Source organism: Sphaerisporangium dianthi (genome assembly GCF_042654065.1).
GTDB lineage: Bacteria > Actinomycetota > Actinomycetes > Streptosporangiales > Streptosporangiaceae > Sphaerisporangium > Sphaerisporangium dianthi.
The window spans coordinates 348,019-367,312 of sequence record NZ_JBHSFP010000004.1 but is presented as its reverse complement, the minus strand read 5'-3'; the positions used below and the strand labels follow the sequence as shown (position 1 = coordinate 367,312).

19 protein-coding genes and 1 tRNA gene are annotated in these 19,294 nt (G+C 71.5%); 11 read left to right on the top strand and 9 right to left on the bottom strand.

The window, feature by feature from the left end:
- Positions 1-4 precede the first annotated feature (4 nt).
- The 3 genes from ACFO60_RS09615 to ACFO60_RS09605 form a co-directional block, all read right to left on the bottom strand.
- On the bottom strand, positions 5-820 hold the full coding sequence (locus ACFO60_RS09615) for an endonuclease/exonuclease/phosphatase family protein (protein WP_380839251.1): 816 nt from the start codon (positions 818-820) through the stop codon (positions 5-7).
- Positions 821-1,075: 255 nt separating this feature from the next.
- Positions 1,076-2,257, bottom strand: a complete 1,182-nt coding sequence (locus ACFO60_RS09610; protein WP_380839250.1) for an AAA family ATPase — start codon at positions 2,255-2,257, stop codon at positions 1,076-1,078.
- 340 nt (positions 2,258-2,597) lie between these two features.
- The gene (locus ACFO60_RS09605; protein ID WP_380839248.1) at positions 2,598-2,939 is read right to left on the bottom strand and encodes a hypothetical protein; all 342 of its coding nucleotides are present in this window, start codon (positions 2,937-2,939) and stop codon (positions 2,598-2,600) included.
- Between ACFO60_RS09605 and ACFO60_RS09600 the strand changes: the two genes are divergently transcribed.
- From ACFO60_RS09600 to ACFO60_RS09585, 4 genes are all read left to right on the top strand, one after another.
- A complete protein-coding gene (locus tag ACFO60_RS09600) occupies positions 2,917-3,381 on the top strand; it encodes a M15 family metallopeptidase (RefSeq protein WP_380839246.1) in 465 nt (154 codons plus the stop codon). The two genes, ACFO60_RS09605 and ACFO60_RS09600, sit on opposite strands and share 23 nt — an antisense overlap.
- Before the next feature lie 110 nt (positions 3,382-3,491).
- Positions 3,492-4,115, top strand: a complete 624-nt coding sequence (locus ACFO60_RS09595) for a hypothetical protein (RefSeq protein WP_380839245.1) — start codon at positions 3,492-3,494, stop codon at positions 4,113-4,115.
- Positions 4,112-4,702 (top strand): hypothetical protein, encoded by a 591-nt coding sequence (locus ACFO60_RS09590; RefSeq protein ID WP_380839243.1) that lies wholly within the window; start codon positions 4,112-4,114, stop codon positions 4,700-4,702. Before ACFO60_RS09595 ends, ACFO60_RS09590 begins: the two co-directional genes overlap by 4 nt.
- A 13-nt stretch (positions 4,703-4,715) precedes the next feature.
- On the top strand, positions 4,716-5,282 hold the full coding sequence (locus tag ACFO60_RS09585; protein ID WP_380839241.1) for a hypothetical protein: 567 nt from the start codon (positions 4,716-4,718) through the stop codon (positions 5,280-5,282).
- Here ACFO60_RS09585 and ACFO60_RS09580 read toward each other — a convergent pair.
- A complete protein-coding gene (locus ACFO60_RS09580) occupies positions 5,218-6,606 on the bottom strand; it encodes a hypothetical protein (protein WP_380839240.1) in 1,389 nt (462 codons plus the stop codon). The two genes, ACFO60_RS09585 and ACFO60_RS09580, sit on opposite strands and share 65 nt — an antisense overlap.
- A gap of 98 nt (positions 6,607-6,704) precedes the next feature.
- On the opposite strand from ACFO60_RS09580, the gene ACFO60_RS09575 reads away from it, so the two are divergent.
- The 4 genes from ACFO60_RS09575 to ACFO60_RS09560 all read left to right on the top strand — a co-directional run bounded on the left by ACFO60_RS09575 (position 6,705) and on the right by ACFO60_RS09560 (position 9,605).
- Entirely contained in the window at positions 6,705-7,583 is an 879-nt protein-coding gene (locus tag ACFO60_RS09575; RefSeq protein ID WP_380839238.1) for an NUDIX hydrolase, read from the top strand.
- A 77-nt stretch (positions 7,584-7,660) separates the two neighbouring features.
- Positions 7,661-8,689: a permease gene (locus ACFO60_RS09570; RefSeq protein WP_380839236.1), complete on the top strand. Its 1,029-nt coding sequence runs from the start codon at positions 7,661-7,663 to the stop codon at positions 8,687-8,689.
- 5 nt (positions 8,690-8,694) lie between these two features.
- Positions 8,695-9,423, top strand: coding sequence for a TIGR03943 family putative permease subunit (locus tag ACFO60_RS09565; RefSeq protein WP_380839342.1), 729 nt, complete (start codon positions 8,695-8,697; stop codon positions 9,421-9,423).
- Between the two features lie 92 nt (positions 9,424-9,515).
- Positions 9,516-9,605, top strand: a tRNA-Ser gene (locus ACFO60_RS09560).
- Between the two features lie 79 nt (positions 9,606-9,684).
- Here the strand turns inward: ACFO60_RS09560 and ACFO60_RS09555 are convergent.
- Positions 9,685-12,204, bottom strand: coding sequence for a nucleotide-binding protein (locus ACFO60_RS09555; RefSeq protein WP_380839234.1), 2,520 nt, complete (start codon positions 12,202-12,204; stop codon positions 9,685-9,687).
- A gap of 114 nt (positions 12,205-12,318) precedes the next feature.
- Here ACFO60_RS09555 and ACFO60_RS09550 point away from each other — a divergent pair, with 114 nt between their 5' ends.
- Together ACFO60_RS09550 and ACFO60_RS09545 are read left to right on the top strand one after the other, a co-directional pair.
- Positions 12,319-13,275: an NAD(P)H-quinone oxidoreductase gene (locus ACFO60_RS09550; RefSeq protein ID WP_380839232.1), complete on the top strand. Its 957-nt coding sequence runs from the start codon at positions 12,319-12,321 to the stop codon at positions 13,273-13,275.
- Positions 13,276-13,290: 15 nt separating this feature from the next.
- On the top strand, positions 13,291-13,818 hold the full coding sequence (locus tag ACFO60_RS09545) for a bacterial proteasome activator family protein (protein ID WP_380839230.1): 528 nt from the start codon (positions 13,291-13,293) through the stop codon (positions 13,816-13,818).
- Positions 13,819-13,876: 58 nt separating this feature from the next.
- Here ACFO60_RS09545 and ACFO60_RS09540 read toward each other — a convergent pair whose 3' ends face one another.
- Complete coding sequence (locus ACFO60_RS09540) at positions 13,877-14,677, bottom strand: HAD family hydrolase (RefSeq protein WP_380839228.1); 801 nt, start codon at positions 14,675-14,677, stop codon at positions 13,877-13,879.
- Positions 14,678-14,915: 238 nt separating this feature from the next.
- Between ACFO60_RS09540 and ACFO60_RS09535 the strand changes: the two genes are divergently transcribed.
- A complete protein-coding gene (locus tag ACFO60_RS09535) occupies positions 14,916-15,119 on the top strand; it encodes a cold-shock protein (RefSeq protein WP_189164413.1) in 204 nt (67 codons plus the stop codon).
- Positions 15,120-15,353: 234 nt separating this feature from the next.
- On the opposite strand, the gene serS is transcribed toward ACFO60_RS09535, so the two are convergent.
- The 3 genes from serS to ACFO60_RS09520 all read right to left on the bottom strand — a co-directional run bounded on the left by serS (position 15,354) and on the right by ACFO60_RS09520 (position 18,973).
- Positions 15,354-16,613, bottom strand: a complete 1,260-nt coding sequence (gene serS, locus ACFO60_RS09530) for a serine--tRNA ligase (protein ID WP_380839226.1) — start codon at positions 16,611-16,613, stop codon at positions 15,354-15,356.
- A 96-nt stretch (positions 16,614-16,709) separates the two neighbouring features.
- Complete coding sequence (gene pheA / locus ACFO60_RS09525; RefSeq protein WP_380839225.1) at positions 16,710-17,630, bottom strand: prephenate dehydratase; 921 nt, start codon at positions 17,628-17,630, stop codon at positions 16,710-16,712.
- A gap of 23 nt (positions 17,631-17,653) precedes the next feature.
- Positions 17,654-18,973, bottom strand: a complete 1,320-nt coding sequence (locus ACFO60_RS09520; protein WP_380839223.1) for a glycosyltransferase 87 family protein — start codon at positions 18,971-18,973, stop codon at positions 17,654-17,656.
- Positions 18,974-19,294 lie beyond the last annotated feature (321 nt).

Sequence of the window (19,294 nt, the reverse complement as noted above, 5' to 3'; positions counted from 1 at the left end):
CCGGTCACCACGGCGCTGTGAGGGTCACCATGAAGGCGTCGTGGTCGGTGCGCGACATGCCGTACTTGTCGGTGCGGACGAAGGCGAAGGCGCTGGAGGCGATGACGTGCTGGACGTCGCCGTCGCCCTTGCGGAAGTAGCCGCCGGGCACGCAGTTCTGGGCGTTCTCGGGGTCGGATCGGTCGTACTCGAGGTTCAGGTCGGCGCCCACGACGGTGGGCAGGCCGCCGTACTGGGCGTGAAGCTGCGGGATGTACTCGTTCATCAGTTGTCTGCACTGTTGCAGCGCGACGGGCTCATCGGAGGACGACAGATGGGTGGTGCACGCCCAGAACCCGCCGAAGCGGCCGCACCCCCAGGCGCGCCGCTCGCTGCCGGCGTCCTGGTAGGAGTACCAGCCGCCGCCGCTCGCGGTCTTGCCGTAGCGGGGGACGGCGAGAACGGCGACGCCGTAGGCGCCACGTCCGCCTGTGCACTGGATGGCGGCGGCGGTGCGCTCGTCCTCGACCGGCCGGAACTCGTAGTCGCCGTTGCCCATGGCGGACCGTAGCGGGCCCACATCGCTCTCGCATATCTCGTTCGCGGTGAGAACGTCAGGTTTGACCCGTCCGATCAGCGACTGGGCCTCAGGGACGGCGCCGCCCTCGTAACAGCCCGCGTGCCCGCTGTTGCACAGGTTGACCTGCAGAACCTTGAACGCCGTGGCGGCCCGCGCCGCGGGGGCGCCGATCGGCCCGGCGAGCGCGCCGAGCGCTGCGAGGAGGACGACGACAGCGGCCGCGTGGACGCCGCCTCGCTTACCGAACGCGTGCTTGGTCAAGGTCGTCACCCCGTGCGGTCGCAATGCCGACTTCCGATGGTCACCACTTTCCATGGTCACGGTAAAGCAGCCCCGGGATCTTGTCGATGCCCGCCCCAGGGTGGCGTGGTGACCGGCCTCGCCGACCGGCCACCACGCTGTCGCACACCCTGAATTCAACTCTCTACGGCTCTCTAGCTTCCCCTCTAGAAAGCCGTAGAGAGGTCAATGGGAACGCAGGGTCACTGCGTGCCCGGCTTGGGGACCGGATGCGGCCTACAGCGGCTGCGCCCGGAGGAACTTGCCGAAGTGCGGCACGGTGAAGGCGATGAGACCGCGCTCGGCGCTGAAGATGAGTCCTTTCTTGATGAGGCTGTCGCGGGCCGGCGAGAGGCTCGACGGCTTGCGACCGAGCAACTCGGCGACTTCGGCGGTCGGCACGGGCTCGTCGCCGACCGAGGCCATCGCGTGCATGTAGTCGCGTTCGGCGGGGGTGGCACGCTCGTAGCGGCTGCCGAAGAAGCCGACCGCGAGCTCTTCCTCGGCCTCGGGCGCGGCGACCCTGATGTCGTCGGCCGTGATGGGGGTGCCAGGCGCGAGATCCCAGGCGACCTTGCCGTAGGCCTGGACGAAGTAGGGGTAGCCGTCGGCCGCCTCGTACAGCGCGTCGAGCGCCTCGGGGGTGAACTCGACCTCCTCGCGCGAGGCGGGGGCGATGAGCGCGAGGTCGGCGGCCTCCCGGTCGAGCCTGTCGATGCGCGCGTAGCGGAACAGGCGCTCGGAATAGCTCTTGCTGGCGCTGAGCACGCCGGGCAGGTGGGGCAGGCCGGCGCCGACGACGATGAGCGGGCCGCCGCTCTGCGACAGCTCGTGGCAGGCGGCGCACAGGGCCGAGATGTCGGGCGCCTGGACGTCTTGCATCTCGTCGATGAACAGGGCGACCCCGACGCCGAGGTCGGTCGCCACGGAGGCGGCGTCGACGAACAGCTCGGTCAGGTCGATCTCGAGGTCGCCCGAGTCGGCCCTGCCACGCCCGGCCGGGACGTCGATCGCGGGCGACCAGTGCGAGGTGCCCTTGGCCGCCCCGGGGTCGCGCATGGCGAAGGCCTTGAGCACGCCGAGGAACTCTTCGATGCGATCGGGGGCACGATGACGCGGGGCCAGCTCGCGGATCGCCATGTGCAGAGCGGCGGCGACCGGACGGCGGAGGGACTGCTCGGGTCGGGCCTCGATCTTGCCGGTGCCCCAGAGCCGCTGCATGGCCATGGACTTGAAGGTGTTGAGCAGCACGGTCTTTCCGACGCCGCGCAGCCCGGTGAGGACCATGCTGCGCTCGGGACGGCCACGCGCCACCCGTTCGAGCACGACCTCGAACTGTTGCAGCTCACGATCGCGCCCGGCGAGCTCTGGAGGGCGCTGCCCCGCACCGGGGGCGTAGGGATTGCGCACGGGGTCCACGCTCTCGGACTTTATGACCGGATATAGAGGCCGTCCTAGATTTCCGTAGAAAGGGCTACGGCGTGTCGCGGAGCGACGGGGAGCGGAGGGCCGCCCGGACGCCTGCCGGACGGGTGGCGAGAGCAACGCCACAGCACACCACCCTTCGCCTGAACCTGCCGGCCCGAACCCGTGTTCGATCCGATGCCGAAGACTGTAGCGCCTCCTCGAACATGTGCGCGAGGTCTTCCGGGTAAAACGTGCGGCACACGTCGCACAGGGCCTGTCCCGGCCCCACGGACGGCCGACATCACAATTGCGTCACGAGCGGCGTCAGGATGGCCTTACTCTGGCGTATGCCTCACACACCGAAGCACCGCGGCCTTGGCCTGGTGGTGCTGGCCTGCGCGTGCGCCACCGCGACCGCGTGCGGCGGCGCCGGCTCCGGTGTCGCCGCCGAGCCCACGCCCACCTCGGGCCCGCCGTCGGGCGCGGCGTCGCCGCCGTCCTCACCGCAGACCCCGGACACGTCCGCGAGCCCGGCTCCGCCGTCCCCCTCCCCGTCCCCCTCGGGGCCGCCGGCGTTCACCGCGAAGGTCTCGGCGGTCACGGCGGAGGAGCTCGGCCATTCTTGGCGCCCCGGCTGCCCGGTGTCGCCGAGCGGCCTGCGGAAGGTCACGATGACGTACTGGGGGTTCGACAAGAAGGCCCACACCGGCGAGCTGATCGTGAACCGCGCGGTCACCGGCGACGTGACCGGGGTGTTCAAGCGGCTCTACCAGTGGCGCTACCCGATCACCCGCATGAGGCAGATCGACGTCTACAAGGGCAGCGACTTCGACTCCATCGAGGCCGACAACACCTCGGCGTTCAACTGCCGCAAGACGACCGGGGCCAGCAGCTGGTCCAAGCATTCGTACGGCAACGCCATCGACATCAACCCCCGCGAGAACCCGTGGGTGGAGCCCGACGGCTCGGTCGCGCACGACAACGCCGAGCGCTTCGCCGACCGGCCCCTGCGCATGCCGGGTGTGATCAATCCCGACGACCGCGTGGTCCGCCTGTTCGCCGAGTACGGCTGGGAGTGGGGCGGCTACTTCAACGGTGCCAAGGACTACCAGCACTTCAGCAAGGGCGGCGGCTGAGCCCCTGGGGCCGGCTCCTTCCCTGCGCGGCCTACCACGGTGCGCCGGGTTGGCGGGGGAATCGTGATATTCGGGGCTCTCGCGAGGTTTGCCGGATATGATCCCTGGCCGTGACCACTCCGGAGCCCACCCCCGGACGCACGGAGTCACGCCGGGGACCGCTGCGGCCGTGGATCGCCCTCACCGCCGTTGTGTTCGCGCTGGCCACGGTGCTCGCGCTGTCCTGGCCGGCCGGCGGCCTCCAGGAGTCCAAGCCGGACATCCCCCATCGCCGGCTCGGCCAGACCACCGTGGGCCACCGTTTCGCGATAAAGCCGTACAAGGCCACTTACGTCACCAAGGACCCGGCCCCCGGGCTCGGTGAGGCCAAGACGGGCCGGTTCCTGGTGATCGAGATCCAGGTGGAGAACGTCGGCGACCTGACCGGCACGGTCACCGGCCTCATGGCGAGACTGAACATCAAGGTCTCGCCCGGCAGCGTGGTGATCGACCGGATCAAGGACAGGAAGTCCGGTTTCGTCATCCGCGACGGCCGGTCCGACCGCGAGCAGCTCCAGCCCGGCCTGGTCGAGCGGGTGATGGCCGTCTACAACGTTCCCGCCGGAGCGCCCGACCCTACGAGCCTCACCGCCACCTTCAAGGACGAGGAGTTCAAGCCCTGGTTCTCCTCAGAGCTGTCCGACTGGCTGCCGGGCGAGGACCTGGCGATCTACGACCTCGAGGTGGGCCGGTGATACGGACGATCATGGCCGTGCTGACCGGCGCGCTGCTGCTCGCCGGCATCGTGGGAGTGCTCCGTGCCACCCCGGACGTAGAGGAGAAGTACGCGCCGATCGCGACGTCGGGCGAGATGGGCGAGCAGGTGGACACCACCGCCTTCCAGCTCCGCGTGGACCGCCTCCAGCTCGGCAGATCGGTACGGCTGAAGGACGCCTACGGCTTCGTCGGCGAGCCGAAGACGACCGCGGGCATCTGGGTGGTCGTCTGGGCCACCGCCGCCGCCACCACCGAGGAGACGCAGGTGCAGGGAGCCCGGCTGCGCACGGCCGACGGCGCGGAGTACCTGGCCGGCTCGGTCATCGGCACGCTCGACAAGGCGCTCCTCCAGCCGGGCATCCCGGCGTACGGCCCCATGCTGTTCGAGCTGCCCCCCGACAGGCTGGCGGGCGCGGTCCTCAGCGTCAGGATCCACAGCGTCGTAGGGGGCGACTACCTCGGTCCCGCCGCCGATGTAGACCTGCGGCTGTCCGCCCCCTACACGAAGAAGCTCATCGAGCAGGCGCCGCCCACCCTCCTGGTCGGGCCGGTGCGCGAGCTGTGAAGAGGACCGGGCCGTGAACTGGAAGCGCAACCTCGGGTACGGCCTCGGCCTGCTGGCGCTCGTCCCCGCGGTGCTCGCCGCCGAGGTGCTGCCGTGGCGGGAGAAATACGAGAACGGCACCCAGAAAGGCGGCCACGAGGCCGTCGCCGCGGCGGGGCGACCGGCCCTGCTCAACGGCATCGAGTGGCGTCTGAAGAGCATCACCGAGGGCCGGCCGCCGGACGACGCCTATCGTCCCCTGCCGCCCCGCACGAAGGTCGCCATCGCGGTGATCACCCTCAAGCCGCTGACCGAGCGGGCGAGCAAGTGGTTCGGGGACATCGGGGGCATCTGCAAGATCAAGCTCACCGACGCGGCCGGGCGCTCATGGGGGCCGGCGTTCCGCAGCGACCTGGCGCCGAAGAACGGCCTGGCCGCCTCCTGCTTCAACCTGGACGCCGACTTCAAGCTCGCCCCGCTGCCCGTCGGCAAGGAGCTGGCCGTCCAGACGGTGCACGTCGTGCCCGCCGACGCCTTCACGACCCTGCGGGTCGAGGTGCGGGTGGCGCCGGAGCCGGGAACGGTACGGCTGCTCCCATAGGCGGAGGTGGCGTCGGCGCCCGGAGCGGTACGGCCGCTCCCATAGGCGCGGGTGACGCCGGCGCCGGGAGCGGCACGGCCGCCCCCACCGGCGGCCCGGCGGGGCCCGCCTGCGCGGCCGACCGGGCGGAGGCCCGCCGCAGCGCCAGGTCGAAGGCCACGGCGAGCAGGCAGATGCGCAGCACCTCGTGCAGCAGGGTGACCGGGAACACGAAAGCGCCCTCCCACATCAGCCACCACAGCGCCTCGTGCGCACCGGCGAGCCGGGTGAGGCCGATGAAGCCGACCGACGCCAGCGCCTCGAGCGCCACGTACATCAGGCAGAACGTCAGGTAGAACAGCACCCCGCCGCTCAGGACGAACCGGAATCCGTTCGCCAGCGGGACGTACTTGTCACGGACCCCCCGGGAGAAGAACTCGGCGACGGCCTGGACCGGGGCCGGCAGCCGCTGCCAGAGCCGCGAGACGTGCGGCTCGACCCGGGTGCCCTCGATGACCTTGGCCTCCTCGGTCATCGACGAGCTGTAGACGACGGCCGCCATGGCCAGCCAGACGAGCGGCTGGACCAGGCCGTCCTTGGCGTCGGGCAGGTAGGGGGCCGCGTACTCGCCGAGCTGCCGCAGGTTCCGCAGTGCGGGCACCTTGTCGAACAGGCTCAGGAAGTCCGCCCACACCACGCGGCCGGTGAGCCAGTCGACGCCGCTGCCGACCCAGTTGCCCAGCGAGATGAGGCCGAAGTACATCCACATGCATTCGAACGTGCTGTTGGCCACGCCGAAGACGCGCTTCCCCGTGGCGCTGTAGAGGCGCTCGAACGCCACCTTGACCGCGAAGACGCCCGCCGTGATGATCACGATCAGGACGTTCACGTCGAACAGGTCGGCCAGCACACCGATGTAGGTGAAGTCGAGCGCCGGATGGAGCTCGTTCAGCAGCCGCTGGAAGGCGCTGAGGTCGGCCTCGAAGAGCCCCCACGCGCTGTAGAAGACGAGGAAGGGCAGCAGGGTGTGGGCGATCGCGTCGACCAGGTCGCGCTCGCGCTCGTCGAGCGTGCGCGTCTGCACCGGGCGCGAGCCGAGCGCCCGCCCGGCGGCGTTCAGCATCGCGATGTACGCCGTCAGGGTGACCAGCACGCCGAAGCTCAGCACGCCGAACGCGAGGATGGCCCGCCAGCCGGTGGGCTCGGCGATGCGGACCGCGCCCAGCAGGACGCCTTGGTGGACGAGCGCGCCGAGGGTGTAGTAGAAGGCCAGAGGCAGGAAGAGACGCCCCGCGAGTCTGAAGGTGTCGTAGGGCAGCCGGACCGGAGAGAGTGAACCGTCCATCGCCGTTGGATGCTAGCGGCCCGAAGGACGACGAAAGGTGCGATTCGGGCACCGCGCTGTACGACAGGATCGCATGGCGCTTGAGGCAGGATGGAGACATGGCGGCGAGGGACGGCGACGGGTGGGCGCTGTGCGGGCGCGGCCACAGGCACTGGGGGCTGCACGGGGCCTCGGGGCTGCTGGCGGTCCACTACGACGCCGGAGGCACGCCGCACGTCCTGATGCAGAAGCGCTCGTGGTGGAGCCACCACGGCGGCACCTGGGGCCTGCCGGGAGGAGCGCTGGACAGCCACGAGGACGCCGTGACCGGCGCCCTGCGCGAGGCTCTGGAGGAGGCCGCGCTGAGCGGCGACAGCCTGCGCGTCCTCGGCGTCTACCTCGACGACCACGGCGGCTGGTCGTTCCAGACGGTGATCGCCGAGGCGGACGCGCTGCTGCCCGCCGCCCCGGCCAACGACGAGAGCACCGACATGCGGTGGCTGCCCGCCGACGAGCTCTGCGGCGAGACGCTGCACCCGGGGTTCGCCGAGACGTGGCCGGCGATCAGGTCGGCCCTGCCGCCCTCGGTCGTGGTCCTGGACGCCGCCAACATCGTCGGCGCGCGCGCCGAGCACGGGTGGTGGCGCGACCGGGCGGGCGCCGCGCGGCGCCTTGTTTCGGACATCGAACGGCTCATGGCGCACGGCCTGCGGCCCCCTGAGGGCTTCCCCGCTCCCGAGACGTGGTTCCCGCGGGTGGTCATGGTGGTGGAAGGCGCGGCCAAGGGCGTGCGGTCGGACGGCCCGGTGACCGTGGTGGAGGCCCAGGGCAGCGGGGACGACGCCATCGTGGCGGTGGTGAGGGAGATTCGCGAGGTCAGGCCGTGGGAGCGGGTGCTGGTCGTCACCGCCGACCGCGAGCTGCGCCGGCGGGTCGCCGAGTCGGCCGCCGAGGTCGCCGGTCCGGGTTGGCTGCTCGGCCAACTCCCGCGGGTGTAGCGTCGGGGCGTCGAAGCGACATCCCGCGCACCATTTTGCGCATATCCCCCGATATCCAGAAATAGCTTTAGATCCCAATGAGCGACCGAACCGCACTCGACTGGACCGCCGAGCCCGACAGTCCGGTCCCTCCTCCGACGTGGGGACGGCGAGCGCCCGAGGCCCACGTGCTGCCCTGGGTGTTCGCGGCGCTGGCCGGCTTCCTGCTGATCGGCAACCTCGTGCTGTCGCCGCACCTCACCGCGCCGGCTCTCAGCACCTGGTCGACGATCTTCGTGGCGATCTGCATCCAGGCCATGCCGTTCCTGGTGCTGGGAGTCACGCTGTCGGCGGCCATCAGGGCGTTCGTGCCGCCGTCCTTCTTCGAGCGCGCGCTGCCGCGCCGGCCGTACGCCGCCGTGCCCGTCGCCGGCGCGGCCGGGCTGGTGCTGCCCGGATGCGAGTGCGCCTCGGTGCCGGTGGCCTCCGGGCTGATGGCCCGGGGGGTCACCCCGTCGGCGGCGCTCGCCTTCCTGCTGGCCTCTCCGGCGATCAACCCGGTCGTGCTCGTGGCGACGGCCGTGGCGTTCCCCGGCGAGCCGGTCATGGTGCTCGCCCGCTTCGCCGCCTCTCTTCTGGTCGCCGTGCTCGCCGGCTGGGCCTGGCAGGCGCTCGGCCGCCCGGGCCTGCTGCGCGTCCGCACTCCCCCCACCCCCGCCGGCGCCTCCCGGTGGACGGCGTTGCTGTCGGCGATGCGCCATGACTTCCTGCACGCCGGCGGCTTCCTGGTCATCGGCGGGCTCACCGCGGCGACCCTGAACGTGGCGATCCCCCGCGCCTGGCTCGCCTCGCTGGGCGAGTTCCCCTGGCTGTCTGTGGTGGTCCTCGCGCTGCTGGCCGTCGTGCTGTCGATCTGCTCCGAGGCGGACGCCTTCGTCGCCGCCTCGCTCACGACCTTCTCGCCGACCGCCAAGCTCGCCTTCCTGGTGGTCGGGCCGATGGTCGACCTGAAGCTGATCGCCCTGCAGGCGGGGACGTTCGGGCGGGCGTTCGCCGCCCGGTTCGTCCCCCTGACGTTCGCGCTCGCCATCGTGGTCAGCGTGCTGGTGGGATGGGTGCTGCTGTGAACCGCATGGCCCAGGGCCTGGTGCTCACCCTGCTCGGCGGCGCGCTGCTGCGCGTTTCGGCCTTCTCGACCATCTACCTCAACTACGTCAAGCCGGGCTTCCGCGTGCCGCTCGTCGCGGCCGGGCTGGTCCTGTTCGCCCTGGGCGTCCTCGGCCTGGTCCAAGAGTGGCGCAGGCCCTACGTGGCCTCAGATCGCGACAAGGCCGGGCACGACCACAAGGCCGGCCGCCCGCACGGGCCGTGGGTGGCCTGGCTGCTCTGCCTCCCCGTCGTGGCCGTCTTCCTGATCAGCCCGCCCGCCCTCGGCTCGTTCGCCGCCTCCCGGGACGAGACCCCCCAGCCGCGTCCGGCGGCGGCGCCCGCCGGGTACGGCGCCCTCGCCGGGGACAGGGCCACGGCCATGCCGCTCGGGGAGTTCATCGGCCGTGCCTGGGGCGACGAGAGCCGCACGCTCGCCGGACGGCAGGTCAGGCTGACCGGGTTCGCGGCGCCGTCGAAGAAGAAGGGGCAGTGGTACCTCACCCGCATGCGGCTGCTGTGCTGCGCGGCCGACGCCATCCCCCTCAAGGTCGCCGTGCTCGGGCTGCCCGCGCCGCGTCCTGACACCTGGGTGGAGGTGACCGGCGGCTGGGTTCCCACCCCCTACGACCAGCTCCCGAAGGGCACGGTGGCCCCCGAGTTGAGGGCCACCGGCCTGACGAAGGTCGACCGGCCCGCCGAGCCGTACGAGTAGGGCGGCGCGGGCGGCGCATCCGTCTTGTGACGCTGTCCGCCCTCACTTCCGCGCGAGCGCCCGCCGAGCACCGCTATCGTTGATGTCGCACTGGAGGGTTCGCATAGTGGACGAGTGCAGCCGCCTTGAAAGCGGCCAGGTCGGCGACGGCCTCGTGGGTTCGAATCCCACACCCTCCGCCATCGGCCGCCCGCCGAACCCCCCGATTCGGCGCATCGGCGCCGGGCCGCAGGCGTGGCCGCGCCTCGTGGGCGGGGCGCCTCAGAAGTGGCCGCCTTGCACTCCCCCGAAGCCGTCGCCCACCGAGGCGGCCAGCAGCAGGTAGGCCTCGCGGGTGGCGGGCAGCAGCCGGTCGAGGTCGATCTCGGCGCCCTCCTCCAGGTGAGGGTCGTACGGCACCCTGATGACGGCCCGGCAGCGCGCCGCGAAGTGCGCCTCCAGCCGGTCGAGGTCGACGGTGGACTTCGATCTCGGCCGCACGCTGCACAGCACCACCGTCGCGGCCTTGACCAGGTCGGCGTAGTGGTGCGCCTCCAGCCAGTCGAGGGTCGCCGACGCGGCTCTGGCGCCGTCCACCGACGGCGAGCTCACCAGCACGAGCTGGTCGGCCAGGCCGAGGACGCCGGACATCGCCGAGTGGAGCAGGCCGGTGCCGCAGTCGGTCAGGCAGATGGAGTAGAAGTTCTCCAGCACCTGCGAGACCGCCTGGTAGTCGGCGGCGCTGAACGCCTCGGACACCGACGGGTCGCGGTCGGAGGCGAGGATCTCCAGCCGCGACGTCGCCTGCGAGGTGAAGGCGCGGATGTCGACATACCGCTTGATCTGCTGCCGCTCGTTGAGCAGGTCGCGCACGGTCGCCGAGGTCTCCAGCTCGACCTTGTCCGACAACGTGCCCCGGTCGGGGTTGGCGTCGACGGCGATGACCCGGTCTCCTCGCACCGAGGCCAGCGTGGCGCCGAGGCCGACGGTGGTGGTGGTCTTGCCGACGCCGCCCTTGAGGCTGAGCACGGCGACCCTGTGGTGACCGCTGGCGACGGGAGTGCGCGCCCGTGCGACCAGCTCGCGGCGACGGCGCACCTCGTGCGACTCACCCGGCTTGATCAGCCCGGCGGACGCCTTGTAGACGATCTTCCGCCAGCCGCCCGCCGGAGCGTTCCTGCGTCCGCGCAGCAAGGACACCGGGTCGAGGCTGTCGGCCGTCTGCCGGGCGCCCGCGACGGCCTTGCCCCCCGCGGTCTTCGCGCCCGGCTGCTGCCGCGCCGGGGCGCCGAAGGACGGCTGGAGGGGCTGCGCGGGCGTGGGGGCGGTCTGCCTGCGGCGCGGCCGGTACGGCTCGCGCTCGTCAGGCGCCTTGTCGGGCACCAGGGACTCGCCGGGCGCCGGGGACGGCACGGAAGGGGTGTGGGTCGCGGCGCCCTGGATCGCGAAGGCGGCGGAGGCGGGAGCGGCCGGCGCGGAGGCGGCCGGAGGCTCTGAGGCGGGCGGGGCGGCCGGCTGCCGGTTCGCGGGCGGCGCGGGCTGGGGCGTCTTCTCGGCCGGCTGCTCGTACAGGCCGTGTTCGACCCGGGGGACGACCACGTCGTCGGTGTCGGAGCCCGCGACGAACGCGTTGAAGCGTTCTTGCTCGGCGTCGAGCTCCGCGGACTCGGCGGACTCGGCCGCGGGGATCGCCGCCTCCAGCCATCCGCGCACCGGCTGCTGCTCGCCCGTGGTCTCGGGCTCAGGGTCGGGCTCGGGCTCTTTGCGCGGCTTGGGAGGCTCTGCCTTGGCGATGCCGAGGGGATCTTGGGAGAGCCAGCCGGAGGAAGGGGCGGTGCCCGGCTTGTCGGTGAGCGGGCCGAAGCTGAAGCTGTCGGTGTCCTCGCCGGTGGACTCCTTGCCGGAAGGCGCCGAGGCCGTCGAGCTCGCGGAGCTCGCGGAGCCCGTTGAACCCGTGGAGCCAGCGGAGTCGGTGGAGCCCTCGGAGCCGGCGGGGGCCGGGCGCTCGCCCAGGGCCGCCGCGCCGGACGAGGACGGGCGCTCGCCGAAGGCCGCGAACGCGCTCGTGCCCGACGACGCGGAACGCTCACCGAACGCCCCCGTGCCCGGCGACGCCGGGCGTTCGCCGAACGCCCCCGTGCCCGGCGACGCCGGGCGTTCGCCGAACGCCCCCGCACCGGAGGACGGCGCGGAACGCTCGCCGAAGGCTCCCCCGCCGCTGGGCGGGCGTTCGCCGAAGGCTCCCGCGCCGCCGGACGGACGCTCGCCGAACGAGCCGCCACCGCTGCTCGCCGGACGGTCGAACGTGCCCGTGCCGGAGGACGGCGAGGGCCGCTCGCCGAAGGCGCCGGCGGTGGGGGAGGAGGAGTCCGGGTAGGGCTCGGCCTTGGTGTCGGCGCGCGACAGCGGCTCGGACGGCGCCGTGATCGGCGCCGAGAACGCGGGCTTGTCGGGAGCTCTGGACGGCGGCAGGTCGAGCGGGCCGGTCCAGCCGCCGGTGCCCAGGCCCTCGGCCGAGGGCGGGCGCACCTCGCGCGTCTCGCTCTCGCCGCGCCCGGCGAGGCCGTCGTCGTGCTGCCCGGCGCCGTTCGCGGGATCGCCCGCGGCGCGGAACAGCGGCGACGCGGGCGGCGGAGGCTCCGCCGGCACCATGGCCCACGGGTCCTTGGGGTAGGGCGAGACGACGGTGTCGTCCGCGGTGATGGTCACCGGGACGGGCGCCTCCTCGTTCTCCTTGATCGCGTCGAGCCAGGCGAGCTGCTCTTCAAGGGAATGAGGATCCTCACGATCGTGTCTTGCCACCGTGTTCCCCCTCGGGACTGGGCTAAAGGGGCAGCAAACAGAAAGAAGATTACCGCCCTCTACCACGACGAACGCGGTCAACCGCCGACTTGGCTACCCGGATAGTTTGGTCACATGCACGCGATAGTCATTTCCCGGCCTGGTGGACCTGAGGTGCTGGAGTGGCAGGAGGTCCCAGATCCTCGCCCCGCACGAGGCGAAGTGCTGATCGAGGTCGCCGCCGCGGGCCTGAACCGCGCCGACCTCCTGCAGCGGCAAGGGTATTACCCGCCCCCGCCCGGAGCGTCCGAGCTGCCGGGCCTTGAGTGCTCCGGAGTCGTCGCCGAGGTCGGCGAGGACGTCGAGGCGTTCAAGCCGGGCGACGAGGTCTGCGCCCTGCTCGCCGGCGGCGGCTACGCGGAGAAGGTCGCCGTCCCGTGGGAGCAGGTGCTGCCGGCGCCGGCGGGCGTCTCGCTGGTGGAGGCCGCCGCGCTCCCGGAGGTGGCGTGCACCGTGTGGTCCAACGTCTTCATGGTGGGCAGGCTGAGGCGCGGAGAGACGCTGCTCGTCCACGGCGGCGCCAGCGGCATCGGCACCTTCGCCGTCCAGCTCGCCAAGGCCTTCGGCTCGCGCGTCGTCGTCACTGTCGGCTCCGCCGCCAAGGCCGCGCGGTGCCTGGAGCTCGGGGCCGACGAGGCGATCGACTACCGGGAGGAGGACTTCGCCGACAAGGTCCAGGCCGACGTCATCCTCGACATCATCGGCGCGAAGTACCTCGGCAGGAACATCTCCGCGCTCGCCCCCGGCGGCCGGCTGGTGGTGATCGGGCTCCAGGGCGGTGCCAAGGGCGAGCTCGACCTGGGCATGCTGCTGGGCAAGCGCGCCTCCATCCACGCGACGGGCCTGCGCACCCGCACGGTCGCCGAGAAGGGCGTGATCGTCCGGGGGGTCGGCGAGAACGTGTGGCCTCTGGTGAGCGCCGGCTCAGTCCGGCCCGTCGTCCACGAGATCGTCCCCATGGCCGATGCGGCGGGGGCCCATCGCATGCTCGAATCTGGGGAGCACATCGGCAAAGTCCTGTTGGCCAGGTGAGCTAGGTTGAATGACATGAATGCTGAGGAGAGCACCCCGCACATCGTGGTCGTGGGCCCCAACGGCCTTTCGGCCGAGGGTGACGGCGGCGAGCAGCAGGAAGAGCGCTCGGTCGCCGAGCTGGTGGAGCAGCCCGCCAAGGTGATGCGCATCGGCAGCATGATCCGCCAGCTGCTGGAGGAGGTCCGCGCCGCCCCCCTGGACGAGGCGAGCCGCAAGCGCCTGAAGGACATCCACCAGAGCTCCATCAAGGAGCTGGAGGACGGCCTGGCGCCCGAGCTGGTGGACGAGCTTGAGCGGCTCACGCTGCCGTTCACGGGCGACGACAGCCCTCCCAGCGACGCCGAGCTCCGGGTGGCGCACGCGCAGCTCGTCGGCTGGCTCGAGGGCCTCTTCCACGGGATCCAGACCACCTTGTTCGCCCAGCAGATGGCCGCGCGGGCCCAGCTAGAGCAGATGCGCCGCGCCCTGCCCGGCGGCATGTCCGGCGCCGTGCCCACGGACGACCACCAGCCGCACCGCGGTTCGGGCCCCTACCTGTAGGTCCCTGCTCACAAAGGCCGGCGAGCCCTGAAGGAAGCCGGCCGGCCGCGCGGCGCGGTCAGCCGCCGTACAGCTTCTCCAGGACGATCGCGACGCCGTCGTCGTCGTTGGCCGCCGTGACGTGAGTGACGGCGGCCAGCACGTCGGGGTGGGCGTTGGCCACGGCGTAAGAGGTGCCGGCCCAGCCCAGCATCGGCAGGTCGTTCGGCATGTCCCCGAACGCGACGACCTCCGCCGCGCCGACGAGGTGGTGCTCGGCCAGGGTGGCGAGCGCGCTCGCCTTGGTCACCCCCTGGGCGCTCATCTCGATCAGCGCCCGGCCGCTCGAGTGCGTGGCGGTGAGCAGATCGCCCACGACCTCGTCGACGAGCGCGTGGAGGATGTCGGGTTCCATCGTGCGATGGAACGCCAGGAGTTTGGCGCACGGCCGGGAGGTCAGCCCGGAGACGCCTACGCGGAGCCCTGAGAGCTCTCTGCTGTCCCAGCCGCCGAGCCGGAAGTCGCTCTCATGGGCGAAGCCCCCTTCGTACTCCACGGAGAAGCTCAGCCCCGGGACGCGATCTTTCAGCCGGCCGACCGCCTCTGAGAGCACCCCGGGCTCGATGAGATGCGACTCGACGATGCTCTCGGTGTGCAGGTCGTACAGGAGCGCTCCGTTGGCGCAGATGGCGAGCCCGCGGTTGCGCACCGTCCCGGCCACGTTGCCCATCCAGCGGGGCGGCCTGCCGGTGACGAACACGAGCGTCGCGCCCGCCTGCTCGACGCGCGCGAAGGCGGCAGCGGTGCGGGGCGAGACGGTGCCGTCCGAGCGCAGGGCGGTTCCGTCCAGGTCGGTGGCGACGAGTCTGGGGCTGGCCATAACAAGCTCTAGTTTGCCCTGTGCCAACCGGAGCCCTGCTGTCAGCCCAGGGAGTAAAAGAATCTCGCCGGGAGGGGGGAACAAAGGCCCCCTGATGGTGTTAGATGTGGTGGCGTTGTATTAGCTGAACCCGATGTGCAGAACCAGCTTGACTGTCTGAGCGGCCCCGGGAAGCTGTGCGACACAACCCGGGGTTCGCGAGGTGTGAACCCCAAGATCAATTGCAGGGAGAGCTTTAATGGCTCAGGGAACCGTCAAGTGGTTCAACGCCGAGAAGGGCTACGGATTCATCGCGCCGGACGGTGACGCTCCGGATGTCTTCGTGCACTTCTCCGAGATCGTCGGCAACGGCTACCGCAGCCTCGAAGACGGCCAGCGCGTCGAGTTCGAGGTCACGCAGGGACAAAAGGGCCCGCAGGCGTCGCAGGTACGCGCCGTCTGACCACTGACACACAGAAGGCGGGGTTCGCGTCAGGCGAGCCCCGCCTTCGTGTCTCTCTGACCCGGCGCCCCTGATGGAACCTAACGGTTCCTGACAAAGCGGACAAACATCTCAGACAGCATGAGAGTAAGCCGCTTATCCCCATTAAGGGATAAGCGGCTTACTTAGCGGGAAACGTCGACTTGACCGGCCAGGCCTGACTTGACCGACCGGGACCGACTTGACCGGCCAGGACTACTTGAGCGGTTCCAGGACGTCCAGCCCGACATACGGCCGCATCGCCTCCGGCACCACCACCGAGCCGTCGGCCCGCTGGTGGTTCTCCAGGATGGCCACGATCCACCGTGTGGTCGCCAGGGTGCCGTTGAGGGTGGCGACGTGCCGGGGCTTCTCGTCGGTGTCCCTGTAGCGCACGGCGAGCCGCCTGGCCTGGAACTCGGTGCAGTTGGACGTCGAGGTCAGCTCCAGGTAGCGGTTCTGCGTGGGCAGCCAGGCCTCGCAGTCGAACTTCCTGGCGGCGCTGGCCCCGAGATCGCCCGCCGCGGTGTCGATCACCCGGTACGGCAGCTCGGCCTTGGCGAGCATCTCCTTCTCCCAGGCGAGCAGGCGGGCGTGCTCCTGCGCGGCGTCCTCGGGACGGCAGTAGGAGAACATCTCGACCTTGTCGAACTGGTGGACCCGGATGATGCCGCGCGTGTCCTTGCCGTACGAGCCGGCCTCGCGGCGGAAGCAGGAGGACCACCCGGCGTAGCGCCTCGGCAGCGAGCCGCCGTCGAGGATCTCGTTCCAGTGGTAGGCGGCCATGGGCGCCTCGGAGGTGCCGACCAGGTAGAGGTCGTCGGCCTCCAGGCGGTACACCTCGGAGGCGTGCGAGCCCAGGAAGCCCGTGCCGGCCATCGCCTCGGGCTTGAGCAGCACCGGAGTGATCATGGGCGTGAAGCCGACCTCGATGGCCTGCTGCATGGCCATGTTGAGCAGGCCGAGCTGGAGCCGCGCGCCGACGCCGGTCAGGAAGAAGAACCTCGCCCCTGAGACCTTGGCGCCGCGCTCGGTGTCGATCGCGCCCAGCAGCTCGCCGAGCTCGAGGTGGTCGCGCGGCGTGAAGTCGAACTCGGGCTTGCGCCCGACCTCCTCCAGCACGACGTAATCGTCCTCGCCGCCGGGAGGGGCCTGTTCGATGATGTTGGGCACGGCCATCAGCAGCTCGTCGAGCTCCTTGGCGAGCTTCTCGGCCTCGGCCTCCGCCCCCTTCACGCCGCCGGCGAGATCTTTGGCGCGCGCCAGGAACGCGGCCCTCTCGTCGCCGGAGGACGAGGAGACCGACTTGCCGACGCTCTTCTGCTCGGCGCGCAGAGACTCATATGCGGTCAGCGCGCTTCTGCGGCGCTCATCCAGGTCGAGCAGCGTGTCGACGACGGAGTCGTCCTCACCGCGGGCACGCTGCGACGCCCGTAGCCGGTCGGGGTCCTCACGAAGGGTACGCAGGTCAATCACGTGACAAAGGCTACCGATGTCGGAGCCGCGCTCGCGCGTCTATCGCCCCCGGAGGTGGTCGGCGCCGCCCGGCCCGGCCCCCCACCAGGCCCGTCGTCACCCCCGGCCGCTGCGGATCTTGTCGATCCAACCGGCGGCCTCGGTGAAGTCGGACTCTGAGGTGCCCGGCTTGAGCTGGGGCGAGATGCGGTCGGCCCGCGGATAGCTGCCCAGGAAGCGCACGTCGGCGCAGAGCCGGTGCAGACCGGACAGCGCCTCGCCGACCCGGGCCTCGCCGACGTGGCCCTCGGCGTCGAAGTGGAAAAAATAGCGCCCGATGCCGTCGCCGGTCGGCCGCGACTCGATGCGCGTCAGGTTGACCCCGCGCACGGCGAACTCGCTCAGCATCTCGAGCAGCGCGCCCGGGTGGTCGTCCCGCAGGAAGGCGACCAGGGACGTCCGGTCGGCCCCGGTGGGCTCGGGCGGCGGCCCCGGCCGCGACACCTGGACGAAGCGGGTGACGGTGTCGTCACGGTCGCCCATGCGCGAGGCCAGCTCGGTGAGGCCGTAGTGCTCGCCGGCGATCGCCGGGCCGATGGCCGCGTCGTACGGGGAGTCCTCCATGGAGACCTCGAGCGCGGCGGCGGCCGTCGACGGCGCGGCGACCACCACGGCGTCGGGCAGCTCGCGGGCCAGGAAGTTGCGGCACTGGGTGATCGCCGCCGGATGGGTGTACACCCGCTTGATGTGCGCCATCTCGGTGCCGGGCCGCACCAGCAGCGAGAACTCGACCGGCAGCAGCAGCTCGGCGGTGATCATCAGCGGGTCGCCCCAGGCCAGCTCGTCCAGCGTGACCGTGATCGCGCCCTCGACGGAGTTCTCCAGAGGGACGACGGCCGCGTCGGCCTCGCCTGAGCGCGCCGCGTCGAGCGCCGCCGTCACGTTGGCGCAGGGCAGGCGCTCGGCATCGGGCACGAGGATGCGCAGGGCGGCTTCGCAGAACGTGCCCTGCGGCCCGAGGTAGGCGAGTTTCGGCATACCAGAAGGCTACCTGCCGCCCGTCACCGCCCACCCTGCATATTTACCGGTTGCTCCCCAAGGCTCACCGGGAAGCGCCCGCGCCGGGGGCGGCGGGCGAGCAGCCACACCAGGCCGGCGCCGCCGAGCCCGAAGGCGTCCTGGACGACGCGCCCGGCTACCGGGCTGAGCACCGGGATCTCGGCGGCGCGCAGCGAGACCCCCCACCAGGGGATCGGCAGCACGTAGTACAGCCAGACGGCCGCCGGGACGGCGAAGCGGGTCAAGCGATCCGGCCATCCCACGCCGGAGCCGCGGTCCGGCCGTCCTGCGCCGGAGCCGTCGAGAGCGCGGCCGGTGAGCGCGGCGAGCACGACCACGAGCCAGGCGAAGTGGTGGATCCACGCGACCGGTGAGACGAGCACGGCCATCAGGCTCGTCAGCGCGACCGCGGTCATCCGGTCGCCCCGGAGCAGGGCCTCGCGGGCGGCGCGGAAGCCGTACCAGGCCACCACGGCCACCAGCGCGAGCCAGATCAGCGAGGTGAGCCACCCCGGCAGGTAGAGACGCAGCAGCATCCCGCGGATGGACTGGTTGGTGGTGGCGTTGTTGGCCCCGACGCGGTCGGCGTCGAGCAGGGCCGAGAACCAGAAGGACGCGGCGTCGTGCGGGATCACCAGGAACGGCAGCACCGTCAGCAGTCCGGCGGTGAAGGCCGCCATGGAGAACGCCCTGCGCTGCTCCGGCACGGCGTCACTCCCGAACCCGGTGATGAGCAGATATATCAGGAAGACGCCGGGGGTGAGCTTGACCGCCGTGGCGAGCCCGATCAGCATGCCGCGCGGCCACCACGGCCGGCGCGCGACGCAGTCCACCAGGCACAGCATGACCAGCAGGATGTCCACCTGCCCGAACCGGATCTGGTCCCGCAGAGGCATCATGTACAGCAGTGCCGCCGCCAGCGCGCCGAAGGCCACCGGCGCCGCCCAGGCGGGCCGCAGGCGCGCGAGGAGGTCGCGGAAGGCGAACCAGGTGGTGACCCCCAGACAGGCCAGCACGCCGGCCGTCCACACCCACTGGGCCGCCGGCCACGACATCATGGCCAGCGGTGCCGCCAGCAGCGCCGCGATCGGCGGGTAGGTGAACGGCAGCAACTGCGGCGCGGGGGTGATCGCGTCGTAGACGGGCAGCCCGCGCAGCAGGCTCTCGCCGCCCGTGCGGTAGACGTCCAGGTCGACGAGACGCTGGTCGGCGGGGTTGGCCAGCCAGTGGCTCACGAGCGGGACCGCGGCCACGCCGATGATCAGCAAGGCGACGGGCCACGCCCACCACCGCCCGGCCTCGCGCCCGCCACCAGTCCTCACGACGTGGCAGGCTACCCCCTTTACCCGAACCCCCGCCGACCGCGCGGTCCCGGACGGAGCCCGCCGGCGGGCGAAACGGACCTGACTCGGGGATGCGGCCCTGGCGTCGTCAGTGAGGGGCCCTGGCATCGGCCGGGGAGGGCCGTGGCGGGTCGGTCGTGGAGGGGAAGGACGCGAGGCGGACCTGTGGGCGAGGGCGGGGTCGAGCCCGGGAAAGAGGGGTCTGGGTTCTGGCTATGGTTTGCAGGGCGAAGCCGGTCGTCACAGGGGGGAGGAGGTTCCCGTTGGACATGCGAGAGACCGTCCAGGGAGCCCGCGCGC

What these genes read in the sequence shown, in the direction of transcription:
- ACFO60_RS09565 (WP_380839342.1), top strand. Translation starts at nt 8,695, where the DNA reads ATGGCCCAGGGCCTGGTGCTCACCCTGCTCGGCGGCGCGCTGCTGCGC.
- ACFO60_RS09570 (WP_380839236.1), top strand. Translation starts at nt 7,661, where the DNA reads ATGAGCGACCGAACCGCACTCGACTGGACCGCCGAGCCCGACAGTCCG.
- ACFO60_RS09550 (WP_380839232.1), top strand. Translation starts at nt 12,319, where the DNA reads ATGCACGCGATAGTCATTTCCCGGCCTGGTGGACCTGAGGTGCTGGAG.
- ACFO60_RS09540 (WP_380839228.1), bottom strand. Translation starts at nt 14,677, where the DNA reads ATGGCCAGCCCCAGACTCGTCGCCACCGACCTGGACGGAACCGCCCTG.
- ACFO60_RS09535 (WP_189164413.1), top strand. Translation starts at nt 14,916, where the DNA reads ATGGCTCAGGGAACCGTCAAGTGGTTCAACGCCGAGAAGGGCTACGGA.
- ACFO60_RS09600 (WP_380839246.1), top strand. Translation starts at nt 2,917, where the DNA reads ATGACGTACTGGGGGTTCGACAAGAAGGCCCACACCGGCGAGCTGATC.
- ACFO60_RS09575 (WP_380839238.1), top strand. Translation starts at nt 6,705, where the DNA reads ATGGCGGCGAGGGACGGCGACGGGTGGGCGCTGTGCGGGCGCGGCCAC.
- pheA (WP_380839225.1), bottom strand. Translation starts at nt 17,630, where the DNA reads ATGCCGAAACTCGCCTACCTCGGGCCGCAGGGCACGTTCTGCGAAGCC.
- ACFO60_RS09580 (WP_380839240.1), bottom strand. Translation starts at nt 6,606, where the DNA reads ATGGACGGTTCACTCTCTCCGGTCCGGCTGCCCTACGACACCTTCAGA.
- ACFO60_RS09545 (WP_380839230.1), top strand. Translation starts at nt 13,291, where the DNA reads ATGAATGCTGAGGAGAGCACCCCGCACATCGTGGTCGTGGGCCCCAAC.